Origin of the sequence: Flavobacterium sp. HSC-61S13 (genome assembly GCF_024171535.1) — a bacterium.
GTDB lineage: Bacteria > Bacteroidota > Bacteroidia > Flavobacteriales > Flavobacteriaceae > Flavobacterium.
In genome coordinates, this window is sequence record NZ_JALJZV010000005.1 from 79,553 (window position 1) to 99,094 (window position 19,542).

General features: G+C 37.5%; 16 protein-coding genes and 3 tRNA genes. 6 read left to right on the forward strand and 13 right to left on the reverse strand.

Annotated features, from left to right (window positions below; translation table 11 throughout):
• Positions 1 to 80 precede the first annotated feature (80 nt).
• The 3 genes from L1275_RS06480 to L1275_RS06490 form a co-directional block, all read right to left on the reverse strand.
• Positions 81 to 674, reverse strand: coding sequence for an HPP family protein (locus L1275_RS06480; RefSeq protein ID WP_253471016.1), 594 nt, complete (start codon positions 672 to 674; stop codon positions 81 to 83).
• A 231-nt stretch (positions 675 to 905) separates the two neighbouring features.
• Complete coding sequence (locus tag L1275_RS06485; RefSeq protein WP_253471018.1) at positions 906 to 2,852, reverse strand: OmpA family protein; 1,947 nt, start codon at positions 2,850 to 2,852, stop codon at positions 906 to 908.
• Positions 2,853 to 2,866: 14 nt separating this feature from the next.
• Positions 2,867 to 3,799 carry a type IX secretion system membrane protein PorP/SprF gene (locus L1275_RS06490; RefSeq protein WP_256499806.1) on the reverse strand — a complete coding sequence of 311 codons (933 nt, stop codon included), beginning with the start codon at positions 3,797 to 3,799 and terminating at the stop codon, positions 2,867 to 2,869.
• Between the two features lie 826 nt (positions 3,800 to 4,625).
• Here L1275_RS06490 and L1275_RS06495 point away from each other — a divergent pair.
• Entirely contained in the window at positions 4,626 to 5,225 is a 600-nt protein-coding gene (locus L1275_RS06495; protein ID WP_253471020.1) for a DUF5034 domain-containing protein, read from the forward strand.
• Between the two features lie 15 nt (positions 5,226 to 5,240).
• Here L1275_RS06495 and L1275_RS06500 read toward each other — a convergent pair.
• The 4 genes from L1275_RS06500 to L1275_RS06515 form a co-directional block, all read right to left on the reverse strand.
• Positions 5,241 to 5,318: transfer RNA gene (locus L1275_RS06500), tRNA-Val, on the reverse strand.
• 65 nt (positions 5,319 to 5,383) lie between these two features.
• Positions 5,384 to 5,458 (reverse strand) — tRNA-Val (locus tag L1275_RS06505).
• Positions 5,459 to 5,531: 73 nt separating this feature from the next.
• A tRNA-Val gene (locus L1275_RS06510) sits at positions 5,532 to 5,606 on the reverse strand.
• Between the two features lie 82 nt (positions 5,607 to 5,688).
• The gene (locus L1275_RS06515; RefSeq protein WP_253471022.1) at positions 5,689 to 6,906 is read right to left on the reverse strand and encodes a folylpolyglutamate synthase/dihydrofolate synthase family protein; all 1,218 of its coding nucleotides are present in this window, start codon (positions 6,904 to 6,906) and stop codon (positions 5,689 to 5,691) included.
• 145 nt (positions 6,907 to 7,051) lie between these two features.
• On the opposite strand from L1275_RS06515, the gene L1275_RS06520 reads away from it, so the two are divergent.
• Together L1275_RS06520 and L1275_RS06525 are read left to right on the forward strand one after the other, a co-directional pair.
• Positions 7,052 to 7,762, forward strand: a complete 711-nt coding sequence (locus L1275_RS06520) for a MotA/TolQ/ExbB proton channel family protein (RefSeq protein ID WP_253471317.1) — start codon at positions 7,052 to 7,054, stop codon at positions 7,760 to 7,762.
• Positions 7,743 to 8,138: a biopolymer transporter ExbD gene (locus tag L1275_RS06525; protein ID WP_253471023.1), complete on the forward strand. Its 396-nt coding sequence runs from the start codon at positions 7,743 to 7,745 to the stop codon at positions 8,136 to 8,138. Before L1275_RS06520 ends, L1275_RS06525 begins: the two co-directional genes overlap by 20 nt.
• A gap of 165 nt (positions 8,139 to 8,303) precedes the next feature.
• On the opposite strand, the gene L1275_RS06530 is transcribed toward L1275_RS06525, so the two are convergent.
• From L1275_RS06530 to L1275_RS06540, 3 genes are all read right to left on the reverse strand, one after another.
• Entirely contained in the window at positions 8,304 to 9,218 is a 915-nt protein-coding gene (locus tag L1275_RS06530) for an energy transducer TonB (protein ID WP_253471025.1), read from the reverse strand.
• 69 nt (positions 9,219 to 9,287) lie between these two features.
• Positions 9,288 to 10,514 (reverse strand): Glu/Leu/Phe/Val dehydrogenase dimerization domain-containing protein, encoded by a 1,227-nt coding sequence (locus L1275_RS06535; protein WP_253471027.1) that lies wholly within the window; start codon positions 10,512 to 10,514, stop codon positions 9,288 to 9,290.
• 87 nt (positions 10,515 to 10,601) lie between these two features.
• The gene (locus tag L1275_RS06540; protein WP_253471029.1) at positions 10,602 to 11,672 is read right to left on the reverse strand and encodes an anhydro-N-acetylmuramic acid kinase; all 1,071 of its coding nucleotides are present in this window, start codon (positions 11,670 to 11,672) and stop codon (positions 10,602 to 10,604) included.
• Between the two features lie 280 nt (positions 11,673 to 11,952).
• Between L1275_RS06540 and L1275_RS06545 the strand changes: the two genes are divergently transcribed.
• The gene (locus tag L1275_RS06545) at positions 11,953 to 13,092 is read left to right on the forward strand and encodes an acyl-CoA dehydrogenase (protein ID WP_253471031.1); all 1,140 of its coding nucleotides are present in this window, start codon (positions 11,953 to 11,955) and stop codon (positions 13,090 to 13,092) included.
• Positions 13,093 to 13,196: 104 nt separating this feature from the next.
• Here L1275_RS06545 and L1275_RS06550 read toward each other — a convergent pair whose 3' ends face one another.
• Positions 13,197 to 13,559 carry a helix-turn-helix domain-containing protein gene (locus L1275_RS06550; protein WP_253471033.1) on the reverse strand — a complete coding sequence of 121 codons (363 nt, stop codon included), beginning with the start codon at positions 13,557 to 13,559 and terminating at the stop codon, positions 13,197 to 13,199.
• A gap of 135 nt (positions 13,560 to 13,694) precedes the next feature.
• Here L1275_RS06550 and L1275_RS06555 point away from each other — a divergent pair, with 135 nt between their 5' ends.
• Complete coding sequence (locus L1275_RS06555; protein ID WP_253471035.1) at positions 13,695 to 14,567, forward strand: SDR family oxidoreductase; 873 nt, start codon at positions 13,695 to 13,697, stop codon at positions 14,565 to 14,567.
• An 83-nt stretch (positions 14,568 to 14,650) separates the two neighbouring features.
• Here L1275_RS06555 and L1275_RS06560 read toward each other — a convergent pair whose 3' ends face one another.
• Positions 14,651 to 15,127 carry a hypothetical protein gene (locus L1275_RS06560; RefSeq protein ID WP_253471037.1) on the reverse strand — a complete coding sequence of 159 codons (477 nt, stop codon included), beginning with the start codon at positions 15,125 to 15,127 and terminating at the stop codon, positions 14,651 to 14,653.
• 529 nt (positions 15,128 to 15,656) lie between these two features.
• On the opposite strand from L1275_RS06560, the gene L1275_RS06565 reads away from it, so the two are divergent.
• Complete coding sequence (locus L1275_RS06565; protein ID WP_253471039.1) at positions 15,657 to 18,092, forward strand: ATP-binding protein; 2,436 nt, start codon at positions 15,657 to 15,659, stop codon at positions 18,090 to 18,092.
• On the opposite strand, the gene L1275_RS06570 is transcribed toward L1275_RS06565, so the two are convergent.
• Complete coding sequence (locus tag L1275_RS06570) at positions 18,089 to 19,477, reverse strand: sigma-54 dependent transcriptional regulator (RefSeq protein ID WP_253471319.1); 1,389 nt, start codon at positions 19,475 to 19,477, stop codon at positions 18,089 to 18,091. The genes L1275_RS06565 and L1275_RS06570 overlap by 4 nt on opposite strands.
• Positions 19,478 to 19,542: the final 65 nt, after the last annotated feature.

Here is a 19,542-nt window from a genome sequence, read left to right on the forward strand (position 1 = left end):
CCTTAAGTCTTGAAATTATCCTATTTTCAAATTTACCATTTTACAACTATTAAACCAATGTAATAATTAAAAAAAAATGTTTAAGCCTTGCGGAAAATACTGTGCTTTTTTCTTTTGCTAAAGAATTTGGAGTTCTTGGGATAACTCCTATTTGAGGTGATATTATTAAAAATCAGTGCTACTAAAAACAGAATAAGTGCTCCGGAAAGAACCGGTGATAATACGTAGTAATACCCCAAGCTTTTTACTATCCCAGTATCCGCGACAGCAATTAATGCGGTTGCTCCTCCAGGAGGATGTATGGTTTTTGTTATTTGCATCCCCACTATAGATAGGGCCACCGCTAAGGGTGCAGCTATATAAATGATATCCGGAAAAATCTTGGCTACTGTCACTCCAATTAAAGCCGAAACGACATGACCTCCAATCAGATTGCGAGGTTGTGCTAAAGGGCTATCAATTGCGCCGTAAATCAACACCGATGAGGCGCCAAAGGATCCGATTAAGAAAACATTTTCCAATTGCGTAAACCAAAAACTCTGGATATAAGCAATAATCCCGATACCGACAAAAGCACCGACAAAAGACCAAAAATGCTCTTTAGAGTCAATTAAGGTTTCTTTATAAATTACATATCGTGTAATACGAGCTGTACGCTTGATATTTTTTTTCATAGATAGACTAAAACTTAAAAACGCAAAGGTAGTAGGAACACTTTTTGGATTCGCCTTTTTACAGTTAAAATATAAATCCTTTTATCAATCACTTATAACTGTAATAATACATCGATAAATCGAATAGTGTCCAAGCTTAAACAAGCCCTTTTAGTCGCAACGCAGCTAAAAAAAACAGGGATTTACCTTTAGTAAATCCCTGTTTTTAAAACCTCTGTATCTATATTCCAATTATAATTCCAATACTATAAACTCACTTCTTCTATTTTGCTCGTGCTCCTCATCGCTACATTTAACACCATTCGCACACTGATTAATCAATTGAGTCTCCCCATATCCTTTACCACTTATACGGCTTTTATCAATACCTTGATCCACGATCCACGCTATAGTAGATTTCGCTCTACGATCAGATAATTTCAAGTTGTAAGCATCTTTACCTCTACTATCGGTATGTGAGCGCACATCGATTTTCATCGTTGGATATTCTCTTAATACTTCCACTACCTTAGCCAACTCTACAGCAGCGTCAGGTCGTATATTGGACTTATCAAAATCGAAATAAATCGGTTGAAGTTTTAAAACTTTAAACAAATCATCTCCTTTTTCCACTTTCACTCTGGTTTTTTCCAATCCAAAATCAACCTGGGTCACCCCACTTTGTAAGGGTAAATCAACCGATACTTCAGCCGTATTAAAGTCTTGAATAACCGCATTCACTCGGTAACGTGTTCCACAGCTTAAAGCTGGAAATTCATAATACCCTTTGATATCTGTATGTGTCTCGGACAATATTTTAAAATTGCTATCATACAGCACTACTTTAGCATGACTCAACTTTGCTTGGCTCGACTTATCGTAAACCACACCTTGAATCAGCTGAATACATTCCAATGCGAGTTTTTTCGTTTCCAACAAGGCATAGATATCGTCTTTACCTTGACCGTTTACACGGTTTGAACTCAAGAAACCCCGTTGATTTACGGTATTGATTTGAAAGGCAAAATCATCATACGGGCTATTTGCTGGAGCTCCGATATTATGAACTTTCCCCAGTGATCCGTCGGCATTAATCTTCGTTACAAAGATATCTAAGCCACCTAAACCCGGACGACCATCTGAAGCAAAATACAGTTCATTCTCCGCACTGATAAACGGAAAACTCTCGCGCCCACCTGTATTGATTTCACTTAGATTCTGAACTGCTCCTAAACTGCCATTAGCCAAAATAGCCACTTTATACAAATCCGATTGACCTTGACCACCAGCGCGATCAGAAGCAAAGTAAAGCCACATACCGTCTGTGCTCAGAGCAGGATGAGCCGTACTAAAATTATCGCTGTTGATCGATAACTCCTCAGCATCACTCCATTTTTCATCAATGAATTGGGAGCGGTAAATTTTTAATAGCGTTACTTTATTACTGTCAATTCCGCGTCTACCATTATTATAATTATTACGTGTAAAATACATGGTATTACCGTCTTTACTAAAAACAGGGGTTGACTCATTAAATTTCGAATTAACCGTTTTGGCGAATTTAGTCACTTCACCGACTGTCCCGTCTTCTAAAATTGGAGCTTGATAAAGACTCGTAAACGATTCATTGGTCCAAGTATGTATTTTTTTAGATACGCTACCCGTATCCCGAGCAGAGGTAAAAATCAAATGCTGATTGTAAATCGAACTTCCATAATCGGAATACATCGAGTTAATCAGTAGATTATTCAATTCATAACGATTGGAGTTCGCCTCGATTTGCTTGAGATAGTCTGGATTTTCTACCACCAGTTTAGCACGTTGATCCGCCTGATCTCTCTTTGCAAATTCCTTTAAATAGCGGTCTGCAGCTTCATAATTTTGAGTGGCTTTTAAGGTTTGTGCATAGCGATAATAATACTCAGCAGGCACTTCTTGAGTCAATTCAAACAAAGCTTTATACCAGGTATTTGCCTGAGTCAATTCGCCGTTAAAATAATAAGCATTTCCCAAATGCTGAAATAATTCAGGACTGGAATGCCCCTTTTTAGCCACGTGTTCGTATATTTTAATAGCATCGATATATTCATATCGATCATATTGTTTGTCGCCCTTTACCGCTTTTTTATCTTGAGCCATAGCTGCCCAAGAAGTCAAAGCAAGCGCAAAGAAAACCCATTTAAGTAATGTTTTTTTCATAATTAGCTCAAATATTAGAAGAATCGCGGTGAAGTGATTCGGTTAAAGCGATTGAACAATTCAAAACGCAAAAATATCTCATGAGAACCCGAATTGTAGTGTGCTAATTTCGTGGTTTCAGCATCATAACTATATCCGACAAACAAACCATCGGTAACTTGGAAACCAACCAAACCACTAAATGCTGCATCCCAACGATAGGCACCACCGATAACAAATTTATCGGCTATCATAAAGTTCGCTGTTAGATCTACTTGTAGTGGAGCTCCAGAAACCGCTTTCGCCAGGAAAGCCGGTTTAAACTTTAAATTGGGACTTAAGTCAAATACATGACCTCCTATTAAATAAAAGTTCATGCGTTGCTTCATCGTAGCATACACATTATCGTCGTAACGATCTGTTTCCAAAAAGTTAGGAACAGATAGTCCGAAATAGGTTTTTTCGGAATGCAAATACAATCCTGCACCCACATTAGGAGAAAATTGATTGCGAATATTATCTTGAAACATCACATCATTAGGATTGTAAATATTCAGTTTCCCATAATCAACATCTAATAGATTAGCCGTTCCTTTAACACCAAATGACAATTTATAATTGCGATTCAAATCAATTGTATACGAAAGATCTACCGAAATATTATTCTCTTCCATCGCCCCTAAACGGTCGTTCACAACAGAAACACCTAAACCCAATTTAGAATCACCTAAAGGCGTATTGACGGAAAAAGCCATAGTCTTCGGTGCACCATCCAAGCCAACCCACTGAGTACGATGCAATCCAAAAATACTCATGACACCCCGAGAACCTGCATAAGCCGGATTTACATTTATAGTGTTATACATATATTGTGTATACTGAGGATCTTGCTGTGCTTGAACCTCAAAAAAGCTCAACATCGATAAGGCCCCTATAATAATTCCCTTGCTGATTGTAAATGTTTTCATGTGCTAGTCTTTTAGTTATGCTTTAAATGAAAGTCAACTGCTTTAAAATCACGGGTAAACCCGTGAGTGATGATATTTTTATTTCTTTATACTGTAACTATGCCAACCGCCTGCTCTTGTTTATCGACATCTTCCATTATCACCTAGTCTTACACCGTCTTTAATACAAGTAGCAGTCATCATACCTGATACAGCTGCAACAACTTGAGAAACTTCTTTGTAATTCTGAATGCTCTTTTTAAAAATCGCAAAAAGAGATTAATTTATTTAAAAATTCAAAATAATGACATTTTGAAGTTATTACAACCCGATCTTATCCTGCTCTAAAAACGGCAATATGTTATATAAAAGCCCCTTATCTTTGATAACATAGCCAGGTTGCCTTTCAAAATTACAATTTTTACCTGCATAATTTGCATTTTTTTAAAATTTTTTTTAACAAAAACCACAATGAGAGAGTTTTTAATAATACATAAAATTATATTTAATTCACTTTTTTTAAACTAAAAACAAATAAACACAATCAATAAAGATAATTTTAAAAAAAATAGGCAACAAAAATCAGCAAAAGAATCAATATCGTAAAAATAGGGTCGAATTATTTTTTACTCATTTCTAGAATAAAAAGCAAAAGAGCCAATATAATCTCATAATGAGATTATATTGATAAACTTAAAAGAAATTGAAAGACAACCAAAGAAACACAAGAGATAGCTCTTTATTATTCCGATTAATACAACATAAAATCATATATTGATCTTTTTTATTAAATAATCAGCAGTTTTCAAATAAAATCTAAAACCTATCTAAAGTCAAATTTTAAATAATGAACCCAATCATGACTAAGAAAGCAATTACACTAGCATTGGTTTTCAATATAATTTCTTTATTAAACTCCTGTCACTGCGCAACTGAACGCTATTTCGACTACAAAGGCATTGAATCTTCAGCACTGTTAAGAAGCAGTAGTGACGAACGCCCAATTCTACTGATCACTACAACTTATAAAGATACCTACCATCTAGCACAATCTAAACCTCAGTTTACATTTGGCACTAGCGCTTATGCCATGTCAGGTTGCGAAAAAGGGTATGATGGCGAGAAATATCTTGTAGAAAAAATATCTATAAAAAGCAATGCAGATATCGATGATCAACATCCAGCAGGCACAGAATTACGAGACCTTCTTAAAACCTATAATCACATAGATTATAACACAACGGACTTGGTGTATTTAAGTGAGATAGATTTCAAAAGAGCAAACAAGAACTTTTTGTATCTTGACCTGACGCCCACCGCCGCCAAACACATCTTCACCGTAGAATTTACGAAATCGAACGGAGAAGTTCTGACCGCAATTACCCCAGAAATAAATTGGAAATGGGAACTTGAAAATTTCGACACAAAAAAAGGACAAAGAAATTAATTTCTTTGTCCTTAATGGTGGGCGATGAGGGATTCGAACCCCCGACCCTCTCGGTGTAAACGAGATGCTCTGAACCAACTGAGCTAATCGCCCGATTACTGTATCAGTATTCGGTTATAATTTTAACGAGGTCTATCGTTAAAAAGCATTTCAATATGTGGGCGATGAGGGATTCGAACCCCCGACCCTCTCGGTGTAAACGAGATGCTCTGAACCAACTGAGCTAATCGCCCGAAGTACTTTAAAAGTATTCTTCGGAATAATATTCTATAATAACCAACGTGAGTTATTATCTTTTAAAGGTTGTGGGCGATGAGGGATTCGAACCCCCGACCCTCTCGGTGTAAACGAGATGCTCTGAACCAACTGAGCTAATCGCCCTTTAAAAGCTGTAATCCGTTACTTGATTACGGGTGCAAATATACAACTGTATTTGGATTCTGAAAGCTTTTATTGATTTTTTTTACAAAATTTCTGCAACGACAAAAGTACTGCCTCCAATATAGATCAAATCGAGTGGCTGCGCCACTTCCAAAGCTTTTTGATAAGCAACTGATACAGAATCACAAACCTCCCCATTCAAACCAAATTCGGCTGCTTTTTCAGACAAAACCGCCGCATCCAATCCGCGAGGAACATTTGGTCGGCAGAAAAAATATTTTGCGGTTTTTGGAAATAAAGGCAAAACACTATCGAGATCTTTATCATCTACTACCCCCAAAACAAAAAACATTTGCTCTTTATCCTCTTTTTCCAATTGTTCCAAAACAAGCTTTAAGGCATGACTATTATGAGCCGTATCAGCAATGACCTTAGGTTGCTGCTTTAAAATCTGCCAACGTCCTTCTAAATGAGTATTTGCAGTTGTATTCAACAACCCCTTGTACTCCTGTTCTGCAGTAATCTCAAAGTGGTCTCGTAAAATTGCAACGGCCTGTCTAACCGTACGAATGTTATGCAATTGATAAGACCCAGCCAAATCCGATGTATGTGTATTGCTTTTCATCAAATCGGAAGCAAAGTATATAGGCGCATGCAATTCTAAAGCTCGTTTTAAAAACACAGGCTGGGTCTCGGCATTATATTCACCAATTACAACAGGAACCCCTGCTTTGATAATTCCTGCTTTTTCAAAGGCAATCTCCGATAACGAATGACCTAAAAAAGCCGTATGATCCATCCCAATATTGGTAATAACCGAAACCAAAGGCGTAATGATATTCGTCGAATCCAAACGTCCACCCATCCCCACTTCAATCACCGCTACATCAACCTCTTGTTGTGCAAAATACTCCAAAGCCATACCCACCGTCATCTCAAAGAAACTCAAATCATTTTCTTCAAAAAAAAGCTTATTAACAGCAATAAAATCACACACAAAAGATTCGGAAATTTCCTGTCCATCGATTCTTATACGTTCTCTAAAATCTTTTAAATGGGGCGAGGTATAAAGCCCTACTTTATAGCCTGCCTCTTGCAAAACCGACGCAATCATAGAGGAAGTAGATCCCTTTCCATTAGTTCCCGCAACATGAATCATTTTTAATTGACTTTCGGGATGATTCAGATGTTCGATCAATTTTATGGTATTGGTCAAATCTTTTTTATAGGCAGACGCACCTTGCCTCTGATACATAGGCAGTTGAGAAAACATCCAATCTAAGGTTTCACGATAGTTCATCAATCATTTTATTTAGTTATACACTTCACGCTCAGCTTTATAAAATATTTCCTTATTTTTCTTAGTATATTAAAATATAGAAAATTATCTTTATTGCAAAATTGAGACATTTTTCACAATAAACACTAGAACGACATTATTTATGATGGTATTTTTTTTACAAGCTCAAAACGACACTATTACCCAGGCAACTGGTGCAATGATCCAAGGGATCTCCGGTGAAAAAGAAATTTCTGTTTTGGACTTTATTTTAAAAGGAGGGGTTTTTCTAATCCCGATTATCTTTTTATTAATTTACACAGTCTACCTAATCATTGAACGTTATTTATACATCAGAAAGACTGCTAAAACCGATACTCATCTGATTCAAGATGTGCGTACACATCTAAATTCCGGCAATCTAGACTTGGCCGTTGCATCCTCTCAACGCGATGGAGCTGCAGCAGGTCGCGTATTAAAAGAAGGTGTTTTGACTATTGGTAGACCAATTTCTGAGATAGAATCAAACATGGAAAAAGTAGCTAATATCGAAATCGGTCAAATGGAAAAGAAATTAGGTCACCTGGGATTAATCGCAGGTATCGCACCTACCTTAGGATTCGTTGGAACCATTTCTGGAGTAATTAAAATTTTCTACAGCATCTCTGTAACTGAAAATATCAGTATCGGAAACATTTCTGGAGGATTGTATGAAAAGATGATCAGTAGTGGAGCCGGATTAATAGTCGGTATTATCGCCTACGCAGGATATCACTTGCTAAACGGAATGATCGATAACTTCTCACTAAACGTTCAAAAAAATGTATTAGAATTTGTTAACATAATTCAAAGACCCAATGGCGATCAAAAGAAATAAACGATTTCAAGCAGAAGTAGCAACCTCATCTTTGAGCGATATCATGTTCTTCTTGTTGTTGTTCTTCTTAATCATTTCTACATTAGCCAATCCTAATGTTATCAAAATGACCTTGCCCAAAGCGGCAGCTAATGAAAAAACCAATAAGCAATTAATCAGCTTATCCGTCACAGAAGACAAAAAGTTTTATTTAGACAAACAAGAAGTGGCCTTCGAAGAACTTGAAGCCACCTTATTAACCAAAATAGGAAGCGAAGCAGACCAAACAGTCGTCGTTCGCATTCCATACAACCTACAAGTGCAAGACCTCGTAGATGTCCTGCAAATAGGCGTTAAAAACAATCTCAAATTCGTTATCGCTACCAGCGGTAAATAGATTAAAAAAAAGAGGCCTAATGGCCTCTTTTTTTTTGCTGATACGCTGATACGCTGATAGGCACATAGGCGAATAGGCATATAGGTATATAGGCGGGTTAATAATAAAAAAGCGGAAGTCCATATGGACTTCCGCTTTTTTATATCTATCAGTTAAATACGTTGTTTAATTCAGACTAAAATTGTAAATTATATTACCAATCTGTTTATCTGGTGCATTAGCACTAGCCTCCCATTTGGTATTAAGAGCTGCATTTCTAGCACCATCTAGCAAGCATTTGGAATTATTAGTAGTTCCTTTAACTCCAGCAACAGCTGACGTGGTTACGCCGTTTTTATCAACAACCACTTCCACGACTACCTTGCCTACTTCATTACAAGCATATTTAGGTTGTGGTTTAACCAAGGCTTTTCTACCCCCTAAAGAATAACCAATTCCTCCGCCTGAACCACTACCAGAACCGCCACCCGAACCACTACCGGTTCCACTTCCCGTTCCAGTACCTGAACCCGTTCCATTTCCACCACCAGTGCCGCCGCCAGACACTCCAGATCCATAGTAATCACCAGAACCTAGACTTCCATTAGCCTTACCTTTATTACCCGCTGTCTTATCATCACCATCACCACCTTTTTTAGATCCATTCAGCAAGTTTGCCAAAGCATCATTAGTAGTTTGTGACACCTTGGGTTTCTCCACCACCGGCTTAACCACAACTGGCTTCTTGACTTCTTCTTTTACTTTCGGTTTTACAACCGCTTCCCTTTTGGGAATAACAGCCGTTTCCTCTAAAGAATTCTCGCGAGTAATGATATTTTCTTCATCTGGAACAACAACAGCCTCCTGAGGTTTATTGTTGTCCGTAACCTGAAGAACTTCACTGGTAAAATCAGCTCCAGACCCCACTTCACTATCCCCAAAATTTACCGTAACACCTCCACCTCCGCCACCACCTGCGAAATTTTCAACAGCCGTGGGAGAAATAAAACGAATGAAAAATAAAATCAAAAACAACAAAGTACAGATCGCAAATGTGATCCCCATTGATTTTTTTTCTTCTGATGTTAGTTTAATGTTCATATAAAGAATAGCTATACAATATAATTACAACAAAAATACTGAAAATAAGTTAAGTATATACCACTAAAATTATACCAATTGTTTTAAAGCGATTTCGAAAGCAGTAGCACTGATGTTTTGCTTAGAACTATTCAATTGATGAGCCGCTTTTAAAGCATTACCAATAATTGCTGATGCATCTTCAAATATAGTTTCATCTGTTAAGTCTACTTTATTACTCATCAAGTAAGCAAATACACGAGCCATACCACAGTTCGAAATAAAATCTGGAATCAAACTGATTTTACTGTCCACCATTTCCATAATCGGTCCAAAGAAAATCTCTTTGTCAGCAAATGGTACATTAGCGCCGCATGAAATCACTTCCAATCCCGCAGTTATCATTTGATCCAATTGGTCTTTAGTCACCAATCTCGATGCAGCACATGGAGTGAAAATTTCCGCACCAATACTCCAAATTTTAGCATTGATTTCTTCAAAAGGAATCATATTATCCGCTACTAAAGTATTTCCCTTTTTATTGACATACAAAGCTTGAATCTCTTCAAATGAGAATCCATTTTCATTGATGATACCACCATCACGGTCGATAATACCCACTACTTTAGCTCCCATCTTAGACAAATAATAAGCCGCTGCCGAACCTACATTTCCAAATCCTTGGATGATAGCGCGTTTTCCAACAACAGATCCGCCGTAAATGTTGTAATAATGCAAAACCGCTTCTGCAACACCAAATCCAGTAATCAAATCAGCTACTTTATATCTTTTGTTTACTTGCGGAGAGTAAACGTCACTTTCTACATCTTTAACAACTCCCTGACGCAACTGTCCAATTCTCGTAATTTTCTCAGCTTCAGTCGGTTTGAAATGTCCGTTAAAAACACCTTCTTGCGGATGCCAAAGACCACAAGCCTCTGTCATTGGAATAACTTCGTGAATTTCATCCACATTCATATCACCACCCGTTCCATAATAATTTTTCAACAACGGGAAAACCGCTTTATACCAACGTTCTAAAACGCCTTTTTTACGTGGATCATTGGGATCAAAGTTAATCCCTGACTTCGCACCACCGATAGCTGGTCCAGAAACAGAGAATTTAACCTCCATTGTTTTTGCCAAAGACAACACTTCATTTTTATCTAAACCTTTTCTCATACGAGTACCTCCACCAGCTGCACCACCACGCAAAGAATTGATAACGGCCCAGCCTTCTGCTTCCGTTTCTGAATCTTGCCAATGAAATACAATTTCTGGTTCTTTTTCCTCGAATTTCTTTAATAAATCTTTCATTTAAAAAACTTTATTTTTTGATTAGTCTGCACAAATATAACCCCAAAACCAAATACATTCCAATCCAAATGTGCGAATAATTCCTTTTTATGGATTAAATACGTTACCCGATGAATGATTTCTCGATGCTCCAGTTACACTCGCTAAAACATTGATCTGATTTTCTAGTTTCAATACACCTAATAAAGCAAAAACCAAAGCCTCTTTATAGTTGATTTGTTGCGCAGACGGAACAACGATATCGAGATCAGGTCGATAAAAACGCAGTCGCTCCATCAAATAGTCGTGATAAGCCCCTCCTCCAGTGACCAATACATTTTTACAAGCATCCGGAATAGCGGCCGCTATCTGAAAAGCAATGTGTTCTACAAAAGTGTTCAATACATCTTCTACTGATAATGAAGCCTTTTCAATTATTGGTAAAATCACCGCATTGACCATTTCGATCCCCAAGGATTTTGGAGCGGGAAGTCCATAAAAATCCAACTGGTTTAACACGGTTAATAAGTCGCGATTAACCACTCCCCGACGAGCTAACACTCCGCGGTCGTCATACGCCATACCCAAAGTATTTGCATAATGATTTAAAACGGTGTTGACCGCAACAATATCAAAAGCCAATCGGTTGTCATTAGCGTCACTATAAGACATATTAGCAAAACCTCCTAGATTTAAACAAGCCTCATAATCCGAAAACAACAACAGATCGCCCAGGGGGACTAATGGAGCACCTTGACCACCCAATGCCACATCCTGTACCCGAAAATCACAAACAACGCGCTGCTTTGTACCGGTTGCCAATTGCGGTAAATTACCTATTTGCAGGGTATAACCCAATTCGGGACGGTGGAACACCGTATGTCCATGGGAACATATTGCATCGATTTTATCAATGTGATTGCGTTTCATAAAATCATTAAATACCGTAACCAACAAAGCTGTATACTCCACATTGAGCTCATCAACCAGTTGCTTCGGACTATAAACAGCCTTGCGCAATCTTTCTTCCCAAACTACCGAATACGGCACTGTTTCACAATGCAACAATTCGGGTTTCCACTTATTGTGTTCAAAATCCAAACGAACATGACACAAATCGATACCATCCAGAGAAGTACCCGACATCATGCCGATTACGGTATAAGTGTTTTTAATCATATATAATAGCATTAGATTGACAACGTAAAGCCTTCTTATTTAGTTATTTGTTATACTAAAAACAAACGGTCATCCGCCGGTTCAAAACAATAATTTCTTTTTTTAATAAGTGTTGGCTAACCACAAGATCCACAAGCATGTTTATTTACAACAGCTCTGGTTATAATTGCAATTTGAATGGTTAAAATTAGCAATTCCTTTTGAAGATTTGATAATTATAAAGTATATTTGAAAGCTTATAAAAGACACTCAATAATACTTTCAATAAAAAACAAATTAAATGGATTTTAAATTATCAGAAGAGCATTTGATGATTCAGCAAGCTGCGCGTGATTTTGCTCAAACAGAATTGTTGCCAGGTGTGATCGAAAGAGATGAAAATCAAATCTTTCCGACTGAACAAGTTAAAAAAATGGGGGAACTGGGTTTCCTAGGAATGATGGTTGACCCTAAATACGGGGGTAGCGGATTAGATAGCGTTGCCTATATTTTAGCCATGGAAGAAATCGCTAAAGTAGATGCCTCTGCAGCGGTAGTTATGTCTGTAAACAACTCTTTAGTTTGTGCTGGACTTGAAAAATATTGTAATGAAGAACAAAAACAAAAGTATTTAACTCCTTTGGCTTCCGGTCAAGTGATTGGTGCTTTTTGTTTGTCTGAACCAGAAGCGGGATCCGATGCAACCTCTCAAAAAACTACAGCAGTAGACATGGGAGATCACTACATCTTAAACGGAACTAAAAACTGGATTACCAACGGAGGAACAGCGTCGACATATATTGTTATCGCTCATACTCATCCAGAAAAAAAACATAAGGGAATCAATGCTTTTATCGTTGAAAAAGGATGGGCAGGATTTGAAATTGGAGCAAAAGAACAAAAAATGGGAATTCGCGGGTCGGATACACATTCTTTGATGTTTACCGATGTAAAAGTACCTAAAGAAAATAGAATCGGTGAAGACGGATTTGGATTTGCTTTTGCAATGAACGTGTTAAACGGAGGACGTATCGGTATTGCTTCACAAGCGCTTGGAATAGCTCAAGGTGCTTATGAATTGTCTCTAAAATACGCCAAAGAACGTAAAGCTTTCGGTACAGAGATCATTAACCACCAGGCTATTGCTTTTAAATTAGCTGATATGGCTACCAATATCTCCGCAGCAAGAATGCTTTGTTTTAAAGCTGCTTACGAAAAAGACAACGGCCAAGACATTTCTATCTCTGGAGCCATGGCTAAGTTATTCGCATCTCAAACCGCAATGGATACTGCTGTAGAAGCGGTTCAAATTCACGGTGGAAACGGATATGTTAGAGAATATCACGTAGAACGCATGATGCGTGATGCAAAAATCACACAAATCTATGAAGGAACTTCAGAGATTCAAAGAATCGTAATTTCGAGAGGTATCGCTAAATAATACTTTTCTCACTTATATCAGCGGTATCATTTTGATACCGCTTTTTTTTTACTCCTTGCCCTAATTGGCACAATCATCCTACCCTAACTTAGGCACCACAGCAATTACTGAAACTTCGATCGGTTTTCTAAAATCTCCGTCATATTTTGATTGGCCCAATCGGATATTGTTGCCATAAGCGGTAATAAACTTTTACCCAATGGTGTTAATTGATATTCTACTCGCGGTGGAATAACCGGAAAAATCTGTCTTGACAGCAAACCATCCGCCTCGAGCTTTCGCACAGACACCGTCAACATTTTTTGAGAGATATCACCAATTGCCTTATGCATCTCATTAAATCGCATCACCTCTTGCTGTCCTAGTAATAAAATAATCAACATCGACCACTTATCGCCAAATCGATCTAATACATTGCGAACAGGACATTGGTCGGTATTTGAAAATTCTGTGGATTTTTTTTCCATCCTAAATAACTGCTATTCAACATTAGTTACTTTGAGGTAAGTCCATTACCTAAAGTTAACTTATTGTTTATTAAAAACTTACTTTTTATCTTTGACTTACCAAAAGTAATCATTAATTTAATAAAACAAAAAAATATGTATTTAATAACAGGAGTAACCGGACACTTTGGTCGCACAGCCGCCCAAACCTTCTTAAAAAACAATAATGATCAATCCTTAGCTATATTGGTACGTGATGCCACTAAGGTTGCCGACTTAGAAGTCTCTGGAGCGGAGGTTCGCATCGGTGATTACGGCGATTACAACTCTTTACTTAGTGCGTTTGCCGGCGTGGAGCGTTTATTATTCGTTTCCTCTAACGACATGGAAAACAGAATGTCACACCATACGAACGTCATTCAAGCCGCTAAAGAAGCAGGAGTTAAGCATTTGGTTTTCACTAGTTTTCAGTTTGTATCCACTGCCAATGATTCACCTAATGCGCCATTGATGAAGGTTTATGTAGCAACGGAGAATCTATTAAAATCGAGCGGTATGGATTACACCATTCTACGAGATGGCTTATATATGGATATGCTACCAAATATTATTGGTCCTGCCATAGGACAACAGAAAACCTTATATGCGCCTGCGGGAACTACGGAAGTTGCATTTACACTAAGAGCGGAGTTAGCTGAAGCTAGCGCCTTGGTTTTAGCAGGAACAGACTATGTTAACCAAACTTTAGACCTGACCGCCAATCAAGCCATTACTTTTCCAGAGATCGCCCAACAGCTGTCCACCATCTTTAAGGAAGAAATTCATTATGTATCCCCTACCATTCCAGAATACCAAAAGTCTCTAAGCGAAGCTGGACTACCCGAGGTCGTAGTTGGTTTGTTTTCGGGAATTATGGCGAGTATAAACGCTGGAGAATTTAGAAAAACCACCACTAGCTTAGCGCAGATATTGCAAAGAGAACCACTCAGTGTAACCAATTACTTGACCGAGGTTTATTCTAAAAAATAAATCGTGCTAACACAAAGAAAACTGAGCCGTATCAAATCACAGAATACGGCTCAGTTTAAAAACAAAAAAAACATCTTTTATAACTACTTTATCTTAGTATATTCCATTTTTACATGCGTAACATTTGAGTCATAATCATACGCTTCATCTTGCGGCACTTCATGCTCTACAATCAAAACATCCCGTTCTAATAAATTTATTCTCAATTTACGATTTGTAAAGTCTTTATTAGACAAATACAAAAACTGATCTTTTATTAACCAACTTCCGATTCCTTCATCATAAAGCACACAACTGGTTTCCGTAACATCCAATTCGTAGTCGGTTACTTTTGTAGTATTATCAGCCAAAAACGCTATAATATCCATAGGACAAATTCCCCCTTCTACTTTAGTATCAACAAAAACAACGCTGTCATTACTATCTAAATAAGTAGCACTCTTTAAGTTCCATTCCCCAACCAAAAAATTTTCTGGCACCGCTTGAATATTATCGTCACTTGAACATCCTAAAGCAAACACTATTAGAAAAAGAACTATAAATTTTTTAATTTTACTCATTATTTACATTTATCAATTATGTTATGTTGCTAGTAAAAAGTACTTGAAAACGATTAAAAAAATCACAAGCCTCTCGTTTTAGTTAAAAGATAACTGAGCCATATCGGCCTAGTAGATATGACTCAGTTCACTAAACAAAAAACAAACCTAGATATTATATTGGCAAACCCTTATAGCTCTGACTGATTGTACAATACGTTGATCCCGTCGGTTAGGCTGATCACAACGATAACCTCAACAATTTATTCATTACAAAAAAAGTACATTTTCAAAGTAAAAACAGCTCGTAAACGGCAAAAAAACAGCATATAAGGTTTTAAACACTAAAAAAGCGCTCGATTTGACACAAAACCTCAATATGACACCATTCGCAATAGGGATGGACGCGGTATCCTTTTGTTTTTTTACAAAAACAAAAGATAGAGCAGACAGCCCGGGCCGAAGGCATTGCCAACGTAAATTGACTGATGATTTTTATATTTTAAATCGTTTATAGATTCTCTTACAAAAGAAATAATATCTTTATGCTATGAAAAATCCGAAGTCCATTAAGTTTAAAATCCTTATCGTTTATATCGTATTATTTGGTGCGGCATTATTTTGTGGGGCTTATATTTTTAGGCAGATGAAATTGATTACGCTACCGGAACAAAGCGTGATTGAGGAGAGCAATAAGATCTTTATGATCAGCAGTGCTATCAATAATTTGTATTCGTCGGAAGCCTCGAGTCGAAGTGCTATTTTGACGGGCAAAACTTCTGAAATAAAAAAGTACCACCAGCAACTAGATAGCGTCAATCATCAGATTGAGTTGATCAAACTCGATGTAGAAACTCCGGAATTGATTTTTAAATTAGATACTATTCAACAATTATTGCATAAAAAGAAGTCTAGTTTTGATGAGATTGTGGTTTTTAGAAAAAAAATGAATAGTTCTGAGAATTACGATTCTGCGATCAATCAAATTCATCAAGCGAAAGAGCAAATAGAAAAGGATAGCAAACCCGTTGTTCACACTACTGAAAAACAAAAGCGCTCACTTTGGGGGCGTATGGTCAAGGCATGGAAAGCAGAATCCGATACCATCAAAACAACGATCAATCAGCCTGGATTGACGGATTCCCTTGCCCTAGCTGTGGAACGCATATTTGAAGAAGCTGCCAAAAAAGAAACGAAGGTACAGCAAGAGTTGCTTAAGAAAGAACACTCTCTGTTACAGGAAAACAAAAATCTGACGGATCAACTGCGGTATATACTCGAAAGTGTAGAACACAATATATTGACGGCATCTTACCAAAAAATCAGTGATTCCCGAACTTTGATAGGTAATGCCACTACAAATATTGCTTGGATTGGAACCTCTGCACTCATCACCGTAGTTTTACTTGGATGGATTATTTTAAATGATTTGAATCAAACCCAACGTTACCGTAAAGAACTCGAAAAACTCAATGCCGAGAAAGAGGTTTTACTGCGCAGTAAAACCATGCTTTTAGCTACGGTTACCCACGATATTCAAACACCACTAGGTAGTGTTCTGGGATTTACAGAACTACTGTCAAAAACCGACTTAAACGACAAGCAGCAAACCTATATTAAGAATATTCGATACTCCTCTCAATATATAGTAAATTTAGTCAATGACTTAATTGATTTTTCAAAATTGGAAAACAACAAAATCAGCATCGAAAAGAAGATATTTAATTTCAAGGAACTGATAGAGTCCACTTGCCTACCACTACAGCAAAATGCGATTAATAAGAATATCGAATTAAAATGGACTGCCGAAGAATCTTTAAATCAGAATTATATTTCAGATCCTTATCGCATCAAGCAAGCATTAACGAACTTAATCACCAATGCCATCAAGTTTACGCAGGAAGGCATGGTTTCTATAGCCGTAACGCGACAGGACGAATGGATTGAGATCAAGGTTAGCGACTCGGGTATCGGAATTGCGCCAGATCAATTGGATAATATCTTTAAAGAGTTTAAACAGGCTCATGCAGGTATAGAGAAAAAATTTGGCGGAACGGGATTGGGATTAAATATTTCAAAGCGGATTGCGGAATTGCTCTATGGAAATATCAGCGTGAGCAGTGAACTCGGCAAAGGCTCAACCTTCACCCTGCGCTTACCCATAATGATCTCCAATAAAAAAGCAACCGATTTAGAAGACGAAATTTCGATAGACGATTTAAGTGTTTTAAAAGACAAACGCATTTTAATCATCGATGACGATGCGCTACAGCTGCAATTGATGAAGGAAGTTTTTGAACCTTTAGTACAAGAAGTCACGCTATTAAATGACGCTTCTCTGATTATCGAAGTCTTGGAGCAAAGTGCCTACGACGTGATATTGACAGATATACAAATGCCTAAGGTAGATGGTTTTGAATTGATCAGCTTACTACAGAACCACGCTGTCTTTGCATCCATACCGATTATTGCCTTATCCGGTAAACGCGATTTGAGTATTGAAGATTTTATTGAACTGGGTTTTACCAATGCGCATCCGAAACCGATTCAAATAACGGTATTGCTGAAAATGATACAGTCCTTATGGGAACAGCCCTCGAACCCCATTGCAGTGAAGCCGACAACTTTATATGCCAACGACATTCAACAGGACTATAATTTGTCTGGTTTGCGTCCTTTTCTACAAGATGACGCTGCAGCCATGCGCAATATTTTACAAATTTTTGTGGATAGTACAGCCGAAAACATCAAAGAAATGTATGAAGCCGCAGCTAAGAAAGACGAGGAAATACTGAGTGATATTGCCCATAAGATGCTTCCTATGTTTCGTCAATTAGATATTATTTCCGTTATTCCCTTATTAGAACCTATGGAAGATTATCAGTTAGATTATATCACTGCCGCTGACTTGGAAACATATATCAAGCATTTAGAACAAACGATCGAAAAGGTTTTTGAGGTACTAAAAAAAATCGAGCTCTACTAGAGCTCGATATCGTATAATTTTATTTTATTGTATAAGGTTTTCCGATCTATCCCCAATAACTGGGCAGCCTTGGTTTTATTGAATTTCACCTTTTCAAGTGCTGTGCGAATGGCATGCTCCTCATTTTTAGATGAAAACAGTTTTAGATCTTCATCCTCTTCCTCTTCCGTTTGGATTGGTCGACTAGGGTCTTTAGAAGCTTCAAACATTTCTGCAGGCAATACATCCTTAGAAATCCACTCGTCTTTGGTCAACAGCACCGATCTCTTGATTATATTTTTCATCTCACGAAGATTTCCCGGCCAATCATAACTCAAAAACAATTCTTCAACTTCCGGACTGAATCCCAAGACTCTTTTTTCCAAATCCTTGTTGGACTCGTTTAAGAAATGGTCGGCAAACATCATGATATCTTGTCTTCTCTCGACTAAACGCGGTGCTTGTATACCAAATTCATTTAATCGATGAAATAAATCCTCTCTAAACTCACCGTCCTTTACAGCACGTTGTAAGTCTTCATTCGTCGCTGCAATAACACGTATATCCACATTGACTTCATTATTACTTCCAACGGGTTTGACTTTTCTTTCTTGCAGCGCTCTTAACAACTGAACCTGTACCTCATAGGATAAGTTACCGACCTCATCCAAGAAAATAGTACCGCCGTTGGCCGCTTCGAAATGTCCGATTTTATCATTTATAGCTCCGGTAAAAGAACCTTTGATATGTCCGAAAAACTCACTTGAAGCCAAATCCTTCGGAATAGCTCCACAGTCTACCGCTATATAAGGTTTTTGTGATCTCTTGCTTTTTAAGTGAATGGAATGTGCGATATTCTCTTTTCCCGTTCCACTCTCTCCCATAATTAATACAGACATATTAGTCGGAGCAACGAGATCAATATATTCGTGCAATTGGTGCGAAGCCTTACTCTGGCCTTTTACAAACTCTAAAGTATTTGCCCCATCAGCGTCATTAACATCAGCTGTAACAGTTGTTGTCGCAGTACTTTTTTTAGCTGTTTTTTTCTCTAAAGCCTGATGTATGGTCAGCAGTATTTCATCTGGATTAATCGGTTTCCCAACATAATCGAAAGCCCCTAATTTCATGGCATTTACTGCCGTTTTAATTTCAGTATACCCCGTCATTAGAATGACCTGGGTCGTAGCAGACTTTGCTTTAACGGCTTTTAAGACCTCAATACCATCACTATCGGGTAAACGTACATCGGTCAATACAACGTCATAATTCTCTTTATTAAAGCATACTTCTGCCTCTTTGGAGTTAAATGCATTGGTGACTATATAACCCTTTTTTTCGAGAAAAGTTTTAAGCATGATACAAAAGGATATGTCGTCATCAATCACAAGAATTTTATGGCTCATATAAAAACTGATTTTAGTGTCTTTAGCTACAAATTTAGTGTTTTTATTGGACAAGACCCACTGCA

Bases quoted from the DNA above. Each gene is read 5' to 3' on its own strand.
- L1275_RS06545 (WP_253471031.1), top strand. From the start codon at position 11,953: ATGGATTTTAAATTATCAGAAGAGCATTTGATGATTCAGCAAGCTGCG.
- L1275_RS06525 (WP_253471023.1), top strand. From the start codon at position 7,743: ATGGCGATCAAAAGAAATAAACGATTTCAAGCAGAAGTAGCAACCTCA.
- L1275_RS06490 (WP_256499806.1), bottom strand. From the start codon at position 3,799: ATGAAAACATTTACAATCAGCAAGGGAATTATTATAGGGGCCTTATCG.
- L1275_RS06555 (WP_253471035.1), top strand. From the start codon at position 13,695: ATGTATTTAATAACAGGAGTAACCGGACACTTTGGTCGCACAGCCGCC.
- L1275_RS06515 (WP_253471022.1), bottom strand. From the start codon at position 6,906: ATGAACTATCGTGAAACCTTAGATTGGATGTTTTCTCAACTGCCTATG.
- L1275_RS06535 (WP_253471027.1), bottom strand. From the start codon at position 10,514: ATGAAAGATTTATTAAAGAAATTCGAGGAAAAAGAACCAGAAATTGTA.
- L1275_RS06480 (WP_253471016.1), bottom strand. From the start codon at position 674: ATGAAAAAAAATATCAAGCGTACAGCTCGTATTACACGATATGTAATT.
- L1275_RS06485 (WP_253471018.1), bottom strand. From the start codon at position 2,852: ATGAAAAAAACATTACTTAAATGGGTTTTCTTTGCGCTTGCTTTGACT.
- L1275_RS06495 (WP_253471020.1), top strand. From the start codon at position 4,626: ATGAACCCAATCATGACTAAGAAAGCAATTACACTAGCATTGGTTTTC.
- L1275_RS06540 (WP_253471029.1), bottom strand. From the start codon at position 11,672: ATGATTAAAAACACTTATACCGTAATCGGCATGATGTCGGGTACTTCT.
- L1275_RS06560 (WP_253471037.1), bottom strand. From the start codon at position 15,127: ATGAGTAAAATTAAAAAATTTATAGTTCTTTTTCTAATAGTGTTTGCT.
- L1275_RS06570 (WP_253471319.1), bottom strand. From the start codon at position 19,477: ATGAGCCATAAAATTCTTGTGATTGATGACGACATATCCTTTTGTATC.
- L1275_RS06565 (WP_253471039.1), top strand. From the start codon at position 15,657: ATGAAAAATCCGAAGTCCATTAAGTTTAAAATCCTTATCGTTTATATC.
- L1275_RS06550 (WP_253471033.1), bottom strand. From the start codon at position 13,559: ATGGAAAAAAAATCCACAGAATTTTCAAATACCGACCAATGTCCTGTT.
- L1275_RS06520 (WP_253471317.1), top strand. From the start codon at position 7,052: ATGGTATTTTTTTTACAAGCTCAAAACGACACTATTACCCAGGCAACT.
- L1275_RS06530 (WP_253471025.1), bottom strand. From the start codon at position 9,218: ATGAACATTAAACTAACATCAGAAGAAAAAAAATCAATGGGGATCACA.